General features: G+C 42.7%; 17 protein-coding genes. 10 read left to right on the top strand and 7 right to left on the bottom strand.

Annotated features, from left to right (window positions below; genetic code table 11):
* Window positions 1-6: 6 nt before the first annotated feature.
* From K339_RS0126455 to K339_RS34915, 4 genes are all read left to right on the top strand, one after another.
* Window positions 7-1,413 carry a hypothetical protein gene (locus K339_RS0126455; RefSeq protein WP_211243847.1) on the top strand — a complete coding sequence of 469 codons (1,407 nt, stop codon included), beginning with the start codon at window positions 7-9 and terminating at the stop codon, window positions 1,411-1,413.
* Window positions 1,414-1,767: 354 nt separating this feature from the next.
* The gene (locus K339_RS0126445) at window positions 1,768-2,286 is read left to right on the top strand and encodes a hypothetical protein (protein ID WP_028526297.1); all 519 of its coding nucleotides are present in this window, start codon (window positions 1,768-1,770) and stop codon (window positions 2,284-2,286) included.
* A gap of 12 nt (window positions 2,287-2,298) precedes the next feature.
* Window positions 2,299-2,742: a hypothetical protein gene (locus K339_RS0126440; RefSeq protein WP_028526296.1), complete on the top strand. Its 444-nt coding sequence runs from the start codon at window positions 2,299-2,301 to the stop codon at window positions 2,740-2,742.
* A 25-nt stretch (window positions 2,743-2,767) separates the two neighbouring features.
* Entirely contained in the window at window positions 2,768-3,688 is a 921-nt protein-coding gene (locus K339_RS34915) for an SH3 domain-containing protein (RefSeq protein WP_051398272.1), read from the top strand.
* Here K339_RS34915 and K339_RS0126430 read toward each other — a convergent pair whose 3' ends face one another.
* Window positions 3,689-6,169 carry a bifunctional glycoside hydrolase family 9 protein/polysaccharide deacetylase gene (locus K339_RS0126430; RefSeq protein ID WP_028526295.1) on the bottom strand — a complete coding sequence of 827 codons (2,481 nt, stop codon included), beginning with the start codon at window positions 6,167-6,169 and terminating at the stop codon, window positions 3,689-3,691.
* Window positions 6,170-6,238: 69 nt separating this feature from the next.
* Entirely contained in the window at window positions 6,239-7,075 is an 837-nt protein-coding gene (locus K339_RS0126425) for a 1,4-dihydroxy-2-naphthoyl-CoA synthase (RefSeq protein WP_028526294.1), read from the bottom strand.
* Between the two features lie 366 nt (window positions 7,076-7,441).
* On the opposite strand from K339_RS0126425, the gene K339_RS0126420 reads away from it, so the two are divergent.
* From K339_RS0126420 to K339_RS38050, 5 genes are all read left to right on the top strand, one after another.
* Window positions 7,442-7,798, top strand: a complete 357-nt coding sequence (locus K339_RS0126420) for a hypothetical protein (RefSeq protein ID WP_028526293.1) — start codon at window positions 7,442-7,444, stop codon at window positions 7,796-7,798.
* A gap of 120 nt (window positions 7,799-7,918) precedes the next feature.
* A complete protein-coding gene (locus K339_RS0126410; RefSeq protein ID WP_157607754.1) occupies window positions 7,919-8,878 on the top strand; it encodes a hypothetical protein in 960 nt (319 codons plus the stop codon).
* A 180-nt stretch (window positions 8,879-9,058) separates the two neighbouring features.
* Complete coding sequence (locus K339_RS34910) at window positions 9,059-9,328, top strand: hypothetical protein (protein ID WP_028526291.1); 270 nt, start codon at window positions 9,059-9,061, stop codon at window positions 9,326-9,328.
* A 125-nt stretch (window positions 9,329-9,453) separates the two neighbouring features.
* The gene (locus tag K339_RS0126400; RefSeq protein ID WP_028526290.1) at window positions 9,454-10,146 is read left to right on the top strand and encodes a hypothetical protein; all 693 of its coding nucleotides are present in this window, start codon (window positions 9,454-9,456) and stop codon (window positions 10,144-10,146) included.
* A gap of 73 nt (window positions 10,147-10,219) precedes the next feature.
* Complete coding sequence (locus tag K339_RS38050; RefSeq protein ID WP_262506080.1) at window positions 10,220-10,342, top strand: hypothetical protein; 123 nt, start codon at window positions 10,220-10,222, stop codon at window positions 10,340-10,342.
* A gap of 212 nt (window positions 10,343-10,554) precedes the next feature.
* Here K339_RS38050 and K339_RS34905 read toward each other — a convergent pair whose 3' ends face one another.
* From K339_RS34905 to nadA, 4 genes are all read right to left on the bottom strand, one after another.
* Window positions 10,555-10,845 (bottom strand): hypothetical protein, encoded by a 291-nt coding sequence (locus tag K339_RS34905; RefSeq protein WP_211243846.1) that lies wholly within the window; start codon window positions 10,843-10,845, stop codon window positions 10,555-10,557.
* 86 nt (window positions 10,846-10,931) lie between these two features.
* Window positions 10,932-11,141 (bottom strand): membrane protein insertion efficiency factor YidD, encoded by a 210-nt coding sequence (yidD, locus tag K339_RS0126385; protein ID WP_028526289.1) that lies wholly within the window; start codon window positions 11,139-11,141, stop codon window positions 10,932-10,934.
* 94 nt (window positions 11,142-11,235) lie between these two features.
* A complete protein-coding gene (locus tag K339_RS0126380; RefSeq protein WP_028526288.1) occupies window positions 11,236-12,132 on the bottom strand; it encodes a nucleotidyltransferase family protein in 897 nt (298 codons plus the stop codon).
* 112 nt (window positions 12,133-12,244) lie between these two features.
* Window positions 12,245-13,243: a quinolinate synthase NadA gene (gene nadA, locus K339_RS0126375; protein ID WP_028526287.1), complete on the bottom strand. Its 999-nt coding sequence runs from the start codon at window positions 13,241-13,243 to the stop codon at window positions 12,245-12,247.
* A gap of 140 nt (window positions 13,244-13,383) precedes the next feature.
* On the opposite strand from nadA, the gene K339_RS0126370 reads away from it, so the two are divergent.
* The gene (locus tag K339_RS0126370) at window positions 13,384-13,827 is read left to right on the top strand and encodes a hypothetical protein (protein WP_028526286.1); all 444 of its coding nucleotides are present in this window, start codon (window positions 13,384-13,386) and stop codon (window positions 13,825-13,827) included.
* Here K339_RS0126370 and K339_RS0126365 read toward each other — a convergent pair.
* Entirely contained in the window at window positions 13,821-14,726 is a 906-nt protein-coding gene (locus K339_RS0126365; protein WP_028526285.1) for a prohibitin family protein, read from the bottom strand. The two genes, K339_RS0126370 and K339_RS0126365, sit on opposite strands and share 7 nt — an antisense overlap.
* Window positions 14,727-14,791 lie beyond the last annotated feature (65 nt).

The following is a 14,791-nucleotide window of genomic DNA, read 5'->3' as shown; positions in this document are numbered from 1 at the left end:
AAAACTATGAAACCCTTTCTCTGCTTTCTGCTCTTAGCTATTATTTCACAAATGACCTTTGGACAAAATGTTATAATCTATGATAATCACAAAGGTGAGTTTAAAAAACCAATAAGCCCCGTAACTGAAGGGGAATTTGTTACTTTCAAAATTGTAAACATCAATACCTTTAGGTATAAAGTAGAGATAGAAGGCACGATGATTGATTATGTTACACAGATTCCCTCCGAACTACAAACTCTTTTTCGGTTACCCCCAGAGAGTGTCAGCGCTTCAAAAACAACCGACGCCTTAAATGAAGCGAAAGACGCAGCAGAGCCGATGAAGGTAATAGCTAGAGAAGTCAGCGATGAGATTAGGGTAGCATCTACTCCTGCAAAAGAAAAGTTGGAACAAACTCTTAAAGAATTAACTCAAGCCTGTGATGCCTATATTCTTATAGCCCAAAAAGTGGCTAATATAAAATTTCTACGGGTAGAGCTGATAAATCTTTCAAAGCAAAATTGGGAAAATTACGGAAAGCTTGCAGAAAAACTCCCCTCTTTACGGGCTAGAACCGCCCTTAAAAAAGATTATGACGATTTTGTAACTGCCTACGCAAAAGCCTATGCATTATACCCAAAAGCTATAAATGCAGCTAGAGTAGCTCAAGATACAGTCAAACAAAAAGAAATTGAGAAGGCAGAAGAAAAATTGGAAGAAGCTAACAAAAAACTTAACGAGGAAGATTTTTTAAAGTTGATTGAAGATGTAATGGTTTTGCAAGAGGCACTTCAAAACAGTAAATATTTTGAAGTAAAATCTGCCCCAATCCAAATGGATGGTGATTTTATGGAATTTACTGTCAAAATTACCCCAGTTCAAACCAACGATTTAATGCCGTTTGAGACTGCCCAAGCCTTCCCTGTATCAATTCCTGCTCGTGGTGGCTTAAAAGTTGATTTTAGCGTAGGACCAATTATCTCTTTTGGCAAAAATTCAAGAGATGAAAAGTATTATTTTAAACTGCCCGAGACTACTTCCGCAGTAAAAGATACAACACTAAGCCTATTAAATAATAACAATACCATTAGCCCTAGTATTGCTGCCATGATGCACTTCTACGGCAGGTCAGGAAAAACAAGTTCAATCGGCGGACTATTTGGAGTTGGAGCAGGTTTTCAATCCATCAATGACGTAAATCTTAGTATAATCGCAGGTCTGAGTATGATACTGGGCAAACGAGAAAAAATAATGCTCAATACAGGAGTAAGTTATTTGAGGATAGAAAGATTGAAAACTAACCAATATATAGATGGAGGCAAATATTACCCCTCCAAAGTCAGCATTAGCGACGTCACGGAAAAGGTATTCAAACCCTCCTTTTTTTTGTCTATTTCTTACAACCTCACTCGTAGAGTACAGCGCAACTAACCCCATTCTACTAACATGAAAACCTGCATCTTCTCACTCATTAGAGTGGTATGTCTTCTGTTACTGCTAAGTTCTTGCACTAGAAAGGCGTTTTTTCTGAGCGATTGTAACATAAAAAATGTCCCTGCTTACGATAGTACAAACTCTCAATGGAAGCAATTGAATGCTAATATTATCAGCGAATATAGATCCCGTATTGCCAAACCAACAATTGTGAATGGTGCCAATGGCGTCATCATTTACAAATCGTTGCCAAGGTATCGGCAAGCCGTTGAAAATATAATTTGCGAGTTTTGGCGGAGCAACTAAGCCCTCAAATATCTAATTTTCAGAACATTAAAATATTTTCATAGTATGAAAACTCTTTTCAAAACTCTCCTCACATTCGTGTTCACAGGGCTGTTCACAACGCTAAATGCTCAAACCATACAAACTTCTTTCAAACGCTCTACGCTACACTGGAATGAAGACATTACGATCACCGATGCCAATTCGACAGTGCTTCAGAATTCTACCATTACAACTACTAAAAAAATTACCATCAGTAGTCCTAGCAAAGTGGATTTGAGCAATACAACGATTACATGTAATGAAATCGAAATAAAAAGTACTGATATAATCATGGATAATGTTACTATTGACTGCTCAACCATTACGTTTGCCAATACTTCTAATTCTCTCACGGTAACCAAATTGACTAAAATCAACAGTAAAAAAGTAGTGTTTGCAACACCTCTTGGAGGTTCTACTGATTTTTCAATCAAAAACATAGGCCCAGCTGAATTGTCAATCACAGGTATTCTTAATCGTAATAATCGAACACTCATTCTTCCTCAATCGGACAACTTCAAAGTAACTTTTCAAGAAAACTAAACACTCACTCTTATGAACTACTCACTTATATTATTAGCAACACTCACAGCGCCCCAAATCACCAATGCACTCCTATTAGGAGGCTTACTCGGCGCTACTGGACAAGGCATTCGTGCCGTGATGGGAGTCAGAAAGTACCGCGAAGAAGCAGCGGCGGGAGTAGCTGTAAATGAGTTTAGCCAAGGGCGTTTACTGTCTAGCATTGCTATCGGTTTTATCGCTGGGGTATTAGCTACTATCCCCCTTTTAGACGACTTCACCAAAGAACCACAGTGGACTGAAAAGATGGTACTAGCGCTGATTGCCGCAGGATACGCAGGGGTTGATTTTATTGAAGGTTTTCTCAAAAATAACTTACCACCCACTAAAGCTAACGAAACTACTTCCAAAAATAGCGCCTCTACAGGCAGTGATTCTTCACTAACTATTTCAGCTGATCAAACCGTAGCAGGATAATTCCAACCTCTATTTACTTACTACTATGACAGCATTATTTAGAGTTATCCCCAATGCCGTAAACGTACGCAGTACTCCGTCAAAAGATAACCCAAGTAACATTATTACGACACTTAATCATAATGAAGTCGTAGCCTTGGTTGATAACACGAATGTTTCTTGGTTTAAAGTAACATTTACAAAAAACAACCAAACCCTCGACGGTTTTATCTTTTCGACACTTTTAGAACCTGTGCTACAAGACAATGTACTGCCACAAATCAACAATTTGGTTGTTCCTCCTGCCGTTCATTTCTCTTCACATGTACGTTCAAACCGAAATTCGTTGGATTTTAGACATTGTCCGTTGAGCGAAACTACTATGCCCTTTCGGGACGCTCAAGACGCTACTACTCAAGCCCAACAAATTCATCAAATTATCAACTTTCTATCAGTTACGACCAGTAAACGTTATCTCCCAACTCAAACCGCCACGTATTGTAATATTTACGCCTATGACGTTTGCTTTCTGAGCAAGGTTTATTTACCCAGAGTTTGGTGGGAAAGCAAAGCCTTACTGAGCATTCAACAAGGGCTTCCAGTAAGTGTTGTTTATGGGGAAACGGTAAGAGAACTTCGGGCAAATGATTTGTTTGACTGGCTCAAAGAATGGGGCGATGATTATGGCTGGACCCGAACATTCGACTTAACAGATTTACAAAATCAAGCCAATATGGGCAAAGTAGGAATCATTTGCGCCAAAAGATTAGATACGAATCGTTCGGGGCATATCGTAGCAGTAGTGCCCGAAACACAATCATTTCAAGCACTTAGAACTGGGGGCTCAGTCATTGAACCGCTGCAATCTCAAGCAGGAGTATCCAATAAAAAACTCTTTAACAATTCGGGCCGTTGGTGGATTAATCCTCAAAAATTTAGAGAGTTTGGCTTTTGGTATCACTCCTAATCAGAACCTCCCAAAACGATAACCTTTGGCTTTGAGGTCTTTTAGTAACTGGGGAAGTAACGTGTAAAATTTATCAGTGCGGCGAGGGTCTGTCCCACTATGGATAAGTACAATCGCCCCGTTCAAACCATTTGCCGACGTCTTTTCCGCGTTCATCAGTCGGTCGTAAAGCTGCTGGCTGGTACGGTAGTTGGGAAGTTCGGGCCAAGTGTAGTCGGCGTTTGTTCCTGTCCCTGCCGTAAAGTTTACTAAAGTGAGTCCCAAGTGCGACGCCCAATCGTTGGTAGCGGCATTATACCATTCATACGGGGGCATAAAAACCGACGCTTGCGCTGGCTGAAGTCCCAATTTGGCCAATTCAGCAAAATTACCGCGCAGGTCTTTTTCAAATTGCGCTTGGGTGATCAACAACGAATCACGTTTACCCCAATCGCAGTACAACAAGTGTTTGTCGGAGTGCATTCCCACGTAATGTCCTTCTTGGAGCATTCTTTTAATGGCTGGTTTGAACGTCGGGTTTCGTAAAAAATCTCCCGTCAGAAAGAAGGAAGCTTTCACATTGTGTTGCTTCAAAGCATCCAGCACACTCAGATTTCCTTCGCCAAACTCGTGCCCCGTAAAGGTCAAATACACCTGCTTTTGAGTAGTATCCATCCGCACCCACGCACCTTGTGGCTCTTGGAAGCCATTTTTTACGTACGACTGACCTTCTTTTTGGTACGCTGATAAAATATAACTCAAACTCGCCGTGCCGTCCATCGTCGGTTCGTTGGTCGAATAATCACCGTAATCATCGTGATACACCACCAATTTCGACTGAAAATCAGCGTATTCGTCGGGACTGTAGAGGGTAATTCCAATTAGTTTGCCAAAAATACTACCGTAAATAGGCCCGTCTATCAATCCTCCGTCAATGCGATAGTTGTACATGTGGGTAAATGCCGAATGCGGGTCATTAGGCCAATCGCCTCCCTCGGGCAAACCGCAAATCATACTCGTCCCCCACGGGTTACAACCAAACAACCAATCGCGCATGGCGGCTTCTATTTCTTCGTATTGCCCATCTTGGGTAAGGTTACGGTAAAGGTGAAGCTGGGTTAAAATGCCGACGGTCAGGTTGTTGGAACACCAAATAAACGGCACTCCATTCAAAAAAGGATTGTTTTCTCCCCGCGCTTTTACTTTATCTATTCCCAATTTCATAAACTGACGAAACTCCGCTTGCGTCGCGTTGGTGTGTTTTGACAGCCAATAATGCCCCAAATTCACAAACGGATACCACTGATAGTGTTTGGCCGTATCGGCACCCATCCACGGCGTGCTGGGTTCTTGGCGTCCAAACGCCGCCGCTTCTTTCCAGAGCGTTGCACCCGCCGTCGTAGTTTGTGCCAACTGCGCTGCCGCCAACTCCATATCGTCCACATAATTGTCTTCTTCGTAAAAATACGGAGCACGCCCTGGTGCGGTTTGACACACCCCAGGAAAACGTTTGCCGTACTCATACGCTTCTTTGGCTTTTTGAAGCAAATTTTCGGCAAATGTTGGGTAATATTTGGCTAACACTTGGCTTCCCAATGCAAAAGCTGACGCATATTTACCCGCCGTGGAAGCCACTCCCGTTGTACGGTTTTTGTACTTGAAAAGCCCTTGTAGCTGACCCGTTACGCGGTAAACGGGACGGCCTAGTCCCCAATTGGGGTTATAAACTATAAAATCTTTGTTAGGCAAACGCATTCCTGCGTGGTCGCGGTCGTCGGCCAATTGGTTGTACATGACTTCTTTTTCTGGATTCATCTTTACCAACCAATCCAGCCCCCACTTGGCCTCGTCCAAAACGTCAGGAATACCGTTGGGGCGGGGATGTCCTGCGGCATCGTGTTTATCACCAAAAGATTGTGGGTTTTGCTGATACGCAAACAACAATTGGTAAGTCGCATTGGCCGAAGTAGTGACGTACTGCAAATAATCAGATGCGTCGTGCCATCCACCCGACGCATCCATAAACGTACCGTTTTTGGTAGAATCAGGGTGATAAATGATGTAGCCATCTTGACGATGGCACGAATCTTTGAGAAATGGATTGTAGCCACTGCGTTGTTGACGCATGTATTTCAACACAAAATCGGCCGTGCCGTCATAGACGTTGTTGGCAATTCGGAAATTAGGTGAACGTACGCCCGCAGCGCGAAGATAGTACGCTCCCGTTTTTTTGAAAGCGCTGAAATTGAGTCGAAATCCTGACTTAAACGCCGCATAAGCGCCATACGTTTTCACCGATTTCGACGACCACACAACTTTGTCGGTGAGGGCTTCGCATACGTCAAACGATGAAATAGTGGGCCATTCTTTACTGACCAACACCGCTACTTTGGTTGAATTGGGCAAGTATCCCAGTTGGTTAATCCGTATCCACGAGGTTTGGGCGAGTACTGTGTTGGTCACCAAACTACAAACAAAAAGAAGTGAAAAGAATGGCCGCATTGTTAAGAGTTTTTATATCGTCGAAACCTATAAGGTTTTAAAAACCTTATAGGTTTGATTATAGTTTTTTTACGAAAACCGTTCAAACTTATCCCAATTAGGCTTACGTTTTTCGAGGAACGCGTCACGCCCTTCTTGGGCCTCTTCGGTCATGTAGCCCAAACGCGTGGCTTCTCCCGCAAAAAGCTGCTGCCCTACAAGCCCGTCGTCAACGAGGTTAAAGGCAAATTTCAACATCCGAATGGCCATGGGGCTTTTTCCTAAAATCTCCTGAGCCCATTGGAAAGCCGTATCTTCCAATTCATCGTGCGGTACCACGGCATTGACCATCCCCATTTCAAAGGCTTCTTGCGCCGAATAATTACGCCCCAAAAAGAAGATTTCGCGGGCGCGTTTCTGGCCAATCATCCGCGCCAAATAGGCCGAACCATAGCCCGCGTCGTAACTTGCCACGTCGGCGTCGGTTTGTTTAAAAATAGCGTGTTCCTTACTCGCCAACGTCAAATCGCAGACCACATGAAGGCTATGCCCCCCTCCTACGGCCCACCCTGGCACTACCGCAATGACGGGCTTAGTCATAAAACGAATTTGGCGCTGTACTTCCAAAATATTGAGGCGGTCGCGGCCATCTTCGGCGCGGTAGCCTCCTTTTTGGCGGGCTTTTTGATCCCCTCCCGAACAAAACGCCCAAATCCCATCTTTGGGAGAAGGCCCTTCACCCGATAGCAACACCACCCCTACTTTGGGGTCGTGGGTGGCATCTTCAAAAGCATTGAGAAGTTCAAAGGTCGTTTTGGGGCGGAAGGCGTTGCGCACTTCGGGACGGTTGAAGGCAATGCGTGCCACTCCGTCGCATTTTTTGTAGGTAATATCGGTGTATTCTTTGGCCGTAATCCAGTTTGGCATAGTCGTAGTTTTTTCTACAAATATGCTTGTCGGTTTTGATTTTTCCGAATCCTTGTCCAAAGCGCTGTTTTTCTAGCTAGGATGTTATTTAGGGCGTACCTTTTCGTTGGTTGGTTTTGCTTGGATAGGTGTTCTTCTTTGCCTACTTTTCGGGTAAACGTTTCTAAATCGTACAAATAATCATCGTTCTTTGGGCGTTGTTTCAGTACCCCCGATAGCGCGAGTGTAGCGCTCGTGCAAGGTATTAAGAGGCTTCCAGCCTAGCTGAGTCAGCAAAAATGCTAGAAGCCTTTTTAATAATTATCACGAGGCAGAGACGCGTGCTATCGGGAAGACATTGACTTAGACGCTATTTGTACAGGGTGTTTGTTTGATATTAAACTTACTGATGGTACTTTTATCGAATTAAAAAGCTATGTAAAAAAGAGCCTTGAGGGTATTCCTAGTAGCACTAAGTTTGTTAATCAATTTAAACAATACTTACAATCTTTGAGTACGACAGGAAACGATATATCCAAACTCAAATATGTTTTCAATAGCAAGAAGGTCTCCGAAAAGGAAGTAAAAGATGCTTTTGTAAAATTGTTTAATACAAAAGCAGAGGAGATATTCAATGCTAATCCAAGTGTTTTCAATAATGACCAATTCAAAATTTTTACTGTTTCTGACTTAGAGAAAGTTACTGCCACTCACCCTATTTTTAATTTTTTAACCCTATTATAATTTTATGATAAGAACAAGATTTGAGCTAAAAAATACAAGGTATCAGTCTTTTTTTGCAGATGAAGAATATTTTGTAATACAAAAAACTAATAATATCATTGAACAGTACTTTGTAGAGACTTGCAAAAAAAAACAGAATTGCAAATTGATTTTCAAGTAATAAATTTAACACCACTTCATGGATTAATATATTTCACTAAAATGTATGATGGGGCTTTATTTAAATCCAATTCTTCTTTAGGAATTCTAAAAAAAGGCGTAGGATGTTCAGAAGTAAATAAATATGCCCAAATCGCAATTATATATGAAGGGGGTAATGGTGGTATTTTTAACCTTGAAACAAATAAGCTAATCTGGTATAAAGAAGGGTTAAGAGGGTTGAAGTTAATAGATGCTTTTGCTTATGTATCTAATATTTATGAAAATGATAATTGCTTTTTGTGTAGAACCGACCTTCAAACAGGTGATTTATTATGGAAAATCAACATTGCAGAGTTAGGTAGATATACAGAGTTAGGTACTAAAGAACAAAAATCAGGCTATATCCATAAAATCATAGGAGTATATGAGGATGTAGTGTGGGTAAGTATTACTAATGATACTATATTGGGTCTTTCGGTCACAACGGGCGAAGTGCTACACCACATTCGCCAAACCCTACCTTTCGACTTTGATTTTTTAGGCGAATCGCGCATTCCTAATTCAGCAGCAGTTATACTTAATAAAGCCCAAAACATCCTGCAAGGATTTTCACGAGGTTTCTATTGGGAAACTAACTTAATAACGCTACAAACCCAAGTTTGGAATTTACAAGATTATTTCAAAAGTATTCCGTTGGATGATTTTTCATTTCGCATTGAAGCCTTCGGGACAAACCATCTTGTATTTACTTGTGGTCTGGAATACGATGCCATAGGGTTATTTAATACCCAAACTCGGCAAGTGGATTGGTGGCAGCACTTGGGTGAGAATGGCCCCCGAAGAGGGGTAAATGTAATGACCCTCAAAGTCGTAGGCGATAGAATATACACCATAGATACCACCAACACATTACGAATATTTGAACGTTCTAATCAATAAAATCCTATGACCCCCCGTTGTGCGTAGTGTTCTTTGAACACTGCGTACTAAGAATAAAAAGCCGTTTGCAACGGCCCGACCAAGTTAAAAAGCTAAAACATAACCGTAAAAATCAATGGCATTTGCGCGTAGAATACAAAATCCAGAGGGACTTTATTTCATAACTTTTGCAACCGTCCAATGGCAGTAGATGTATTTACTCGAAGTACCTACATTGCCAAGAACAAGACCTATCGCTTTTGGCAGCAAGAGAATCATCCTATTGAGTTGATAAGCAACAAATTCATTGACCAGAAGTTGCAATATATCCACGAGAACCCTGTAAAAGCAGGATTGGTAGATGAACCTTGGGAATATCGTTTTTCATCAGCACGAGATTACATGGACAATCAAAAAGGGCTATTGGAGGTAGATCGGGCTGCCGACGCAGCTAATTTAATGACAGTATAGGCTTGGTAGGGCCGTTACAAACGGCCTTTTATGTTCAGTGCGCAGTGTTCAAAAGAACACTACGCACAACGGAGAGTTCGGCCGAACACTACGCACAACAGGGAGATAACTATTACTCTAATTAGATGAAAACAAAGACTTTAAATTATCATCTTAACATTTCCAAAACATTTCAACAAGCACTTGATAAGTATTTATCGGCAGAAATGGCAAGTTTAAACCCATTTGTGGAGTTTTTAACTATAAACTTGACACTATGCAAAGAAGCAAAAGAAACTACTTTATCAGATAAAATAGTAATGCAGTTGGAACGAGTAGGTCTAATGTTCAATTTAGATAGCCTCAATTATCGAATAACCCTTTATTGGAAATACAAAAATGGTCAGTTAGCGTTACAGCCAGATAAAGACGTAGAGGAGAAATATATCGAATTTTGGATAGAAGGATTAGATGAATTTGTCGACGAAATTCAAGGGAGATTCCAGTTAAAGCCAGCGCCAACGCTGATAGAAGGTTATTCCTTTAGGGTAGAAATGTGGAAATGGGATGGCGTAGATGCCCTATTTGAGATTACAAGTCCAGAGGAGTATTTTAATCAAATAGCACAAATAATTGATAATGCTTGTGTAAACTGGAATGAGCTTTTTGAAAAAGGCAAAAAACGTCACCCTATTCACTATGTAGGCGTTCTTGAAAAATTAGATGCCAATCGTTGTGAAATTCATGTAGATACAGGTTATGCTGGAATGCCTGCATTAAAACATATTTTTAAATACTTACATAAAGCCCAGATACCTATTGAAAAAATTGAGTTTTAGGCCAAACCTCGATTAAACTACTGACTCCGTCCACCCACTTTTTCAACAATTCTTTTCATTTAACTATTCACCCATGTTAAAAAGTCTTGCTTCCTTTTTCGTTATTGTTGTTTTGTTAGTCGGTTGTAAGTCCAAATCCGAAGAGTGCATTGCCCCCGCCATTGATAAAAATCTGGTAGGTACGTGGAAAGGGTAAAGTCAAAGAAAACACATATACCAAAATAGTCCTCGACGTGTTTGGCTTATACCTTCGAGCTTACGAAATAGCCCACTGATGTCAGGCGCCTCCCCCCTCATACAAAGTATTAAGAGGCTCCCAGCCAAGCTAAGTCAACAAAAAGGCTAGAAGCCTTTTCGATAATTATCACGAGGCAGAGCCTCGCGCTATCGGGATTTTCCGAACCTACATCAACGATTCAAAAAATAGTCTTTAAACAACGCCATTTCTCGCAGTTCTACTGCCACGTATTTCTCAAAAATCACCTCCCCCACTTGCGAGCGCAGGGCTGAGATACCCACATCAATAAAACGAAGTCCTTGTTCGGTCAACAAAATATTGTCAAAAGCCAACCCTCCAATGTCAGAAGGGCGCTTTAAGTCGCGGTGAACAAATCCCGCCTGATGCAACGCACGGAGCTCGTCTTCAAACGCATCCAACCACAATTCGCGTATTTCTACTTCGTAGGCACGATAATCCATGGGTCGTATCGGCGCGGGTATTTCATTTTCTTTTTTTATGCCCAAAAACAAAACTTCCCGAAAGTAATAAAACTTTCGGGAAGCTGCTAAGGTACGGGATCATGGCCGTGGCCGCCCCAAGGATGGCAGCGGCCAATGCGCTTGAGACCCAGCCAACCACCTTTCAATACACCGTGCTTTTGCACTGCCTCAATCATGTACTGAGAGCAGGTCGGAGAGTATCGGCACGAGTTGGGCAAATACGGCGACAACATCACCTGATACGCCCGCACAAAAAAGATAAGGATGGTTTTCATAGAGATGTGTCGTTGCTTTGTCATGCCGTAGGCATCTGAAATCAACATAATTTACGCGGATTTTAGATGCCTACGGCATGACAAATTTATTTTCTTACCACAACTGATTCGGGTATTTCCCGTCTTCGTGTAGTTTTTGGAGGGCTGACTGCACCGTCGGTTTGTCTTCTGGGTAGGTCACACCAAACCATTCTGAGGCGTTAGGAATTACTTTTAGCTTTCCTTTACCGCTCTTGATAAGGTGCGTTGCTACCACGGGAATATAAAACTCCGCTTTGGGGGCGTTGTAGTTGTGACGTGCATAATCGGCAAACAATTCGTTGGTAATCGGGAACACCGAAGGCTTAAAACCCCAGAAATTCATCGAAACGGGGGTTTCAGGGATCAATTCCGTAAGTTCACCGCTTTCGTCGAAGAAAATCTTTCCGTCTTGCGGGAAAATTTTGGTACGCTCAGTCACGACATCGAGGTAGCCCGCGTCGTTTACTTCGCACACCCCGCGCGACACCGTTCCGTTTTCGGAAAGCGTCTTTTTTACTTGGTAAGCAATGAGGGTATGCTCCGTGTCGTCGGTGCTCGTGGTCAAAAACTCCGCTACCAACTGAAACGCTTCGAGACCATAAAAGTCATCGGCATTGATGATGGCAAAAGGCGTTTGGGTTTGTTCCCATCCGCACAACATGGCGTGGCCTGTTCCCCAAGGTTTTGAGCGCTCAATCGTCCCTAGTTCTTCGGGCACGTAGCTTTGAAACCCTTGAATGGCGTAATCATAGTCAATTTTCCCCCGAAGTTTAGGGCCAAAAATTTCTTCAAAATCATTTTTTAGCTCTTCGCGGATGATAAAGACAATCTTGCCAAATCCCGCGCGAATGGCGTCGTAGAGAGAATAATCAATAATTGTTTCGCCGTTGGGGCCAAATTGGTCAAGCTGTTTGATACCGCCATAGCGGCTTCCCATACCAGCCGCCAAAATCAATAGGGTGGGTTTCATTTTTTTATAATAACTTAGTTGAGGAGATACCAGGCATTCAATGTCGAAGGTAGAGTGCAGAATGTCGAGTGAGTTCATATTCGACACTTTGCACTTTACATTCGACACTCTTTTAAAGGTTTTTGCTCATTTCCAGCATTCTATCTACCGATTCGTAGGCTTTCAAGCGAATGTCTTCGGGGACGTTGATTTCGGGTTGTTCGTACAAAAGTGCGTTGTAGAGTTTTTCCACCGTATTCATTTTCATGTACGGGCACTCGCTGCACGCGCAGGTATTGTTTTCGGTGGCAGGGGCAGGAATAATTTTCTTACCCGTTCCCGCAGCCGCTTGTTTCATTTTGTGCAAAATCCCCGCTTCGGTCGCCACAATAAACTCATCGTGGACGCTTTCACTCACAAATTTCAAAATAGCCGTGGTAGAGCCTACAAAATCTGCTTGAAGCAAGATATTGTCTTTACACTCAGGGTGGGCAACCAGTAGCGCATTGGGGTATTTTTCGCGCAATGCCTTCAATTTTGCCTCCGAAATGTCCACGTGAACAATACACGCACCGTCCCAAAGCACCATGTCACGACCCGTTTTTTTGGCTACGTAACGGCCTAAGTTGGCATCGGGCGCAAAGATGATTTTTTGGTCTTTGGGCAACTGTTCCACTATCTTCACGGCGTTGGACGACGTCACGATGATGTCCGACAATGCCTTAATTTCGGCCGAGCAGTTGATGTACGAAAGCACCAAGTGATCGGGGTATTGGGCTTTGAATGCCGCAAATTTATCCGCAGGAGCCGAATCGGCGAGCGAGCAGCCCGCGTTCAAATCAGGGATGACCACTTTTTTCTCTGGGCTAAGAATTTTTGCCGTTTCTCCCATAAAATGCACCCCACAAAACACAATCATGTCGGCAGGCGTACTAGCGGCTTGTTGCGACAAGCCAAGACTATCACCAATATAATCGGCAAGGTCCTGAATCGCGCCATCGACGTAGTAATGCGCCAAGATAACGGCGTTTTTTTCTTTACGAAGTCGATTGATTTCAGCAACCAAATCTAGGTCAGGTGCGGCGGTTTCGCGCACGTATCCGTATTTTTTTACTTGTTCCAGAATTTCCATTTTCAACTCATATTTGGCTCAAACTTACGCAATTTGTTTTTTGATTTTAAGTAGATTTTACTGATTTTAAGTGATTCATACCACAACAAGCGCTATTTTGCCGCTTTAAATCCCAAAAATCAATTAAATCCTTTCTTATTATGCCTTGGGCAAAATACATTTCGGTAGTGCTTGCTAGTATGGTGAAGTTTGTGGCGGGGCCCATTACGGGCATGGCTTTGGGCTTGCAATGGTATGAAACCGCCCTTTGCACCGTGGTCGGGATGATGCTCAGTGTAGTTATATTTTTGTTTTTGGGAACAGCCATCCAGCACTTGATGAATCGCTACCGTAAGCAAAAGCCAACGCTATTTAGTAAACGAACACGGTTAGCGGTACGGGTCTGGAAAAAATCGGGTATGACGGGCATTGCCTTCCTGACGCCCTTACTTTTTACGCCCATCGGGGGGACGTTGATCGCCTTGTCTTTCAAAGTAAAACGCCCCATTTTACTCACCCAAATGCTCATTTGGGGAAGTGTCTGGGGCGTCGTTTTCAGCGTGGCACTTTACTGGATTTTTCCACTTTTTAAACAACTTTATTGATTTCCCAAAATCACAGGCACGCCTTTGCCCCCACCCATAATCACCACTTTGGCGTTTGGAGAGGTCGCGAGTTCTTTTTGGGCTTTAATTTGTTCGTATTGCAACTGACGGTCGGTGAGACTTTCTGAAATAATCTTTTGATAATCAGCAATCCCTTGCGCTTCTACGCGCTTCCGCTCCGCTTCTTGCTTTTCTTTACTTAGGACAAATTGCATTTTTTGCGATTCTTGCTCGGCGTTGATTTTTGATTCAATCGTCTTTTTGACCGATTCAGGCAAGTTGATATTCCGAATCAGCAGGCTCTCCAGGAACAAGCCCCGTACTTTAAAATCCTTCTCAATTTGCTGGAATATTTTATCTTGAAACTGCTGACGTTTATTCGAATACAAGGCTACGGCTTCGTAGTTGACGGCATTGTCACGGATGCGCGTACGGGTAACGGGGCGAACAATTTTGTCTTGGTAATTTGGACCAATTTCTCGCAAAATCTTAGGCGCTTCGGTCGGAATCACGCGGTAAAGCACCGTCAAATCAACGATGACCTCCAGTCCGTCTGAAGTCAACACCCGAATGGCATCGTCGCCTTCTTTGTCGCCTTCATCGCGCACCGCCGACATCGTGTAGTTGTGCGTTTTTACATCAATGGACTCCACATCTACCAACGGATTGACAAAGTTTAGCCCGCTCGTTAGGATACCATCACTTACTTTCCCAAAAAGAGATTGAACTCCTACTGTACCCGCGTCAATTTGTTTGATACAAGCCGTAAGAAAACCAACAACCATCACAATAACACCTATTGTTTTAACAGGACGAGAAAATTTGGCAAAAGCCAACGCGGGGGTGTTGATAGCAAAACCTGCTATCAGAACAAGGGCACCAATAACTATCAGAAACATAGTAGTTTGAGGTTAAAATTTACGGCACAAACGTACATGCTTCTTCCGCTGATTATTCTCGATTG

This window comes from Runella limosa DSM 17973 (genome assembly GCF_000482465.1).
In the GTDB taxonomy this organism is placed as follows: domain Bacteria; phylum Bacteroidota; class Bacteroidia; order Cytophagales; family Spirosomataceae; genus Runella; species Runella limosa.
This window is presented reverse-complemented; position numbering and strand designations above follow the sequence as displayed.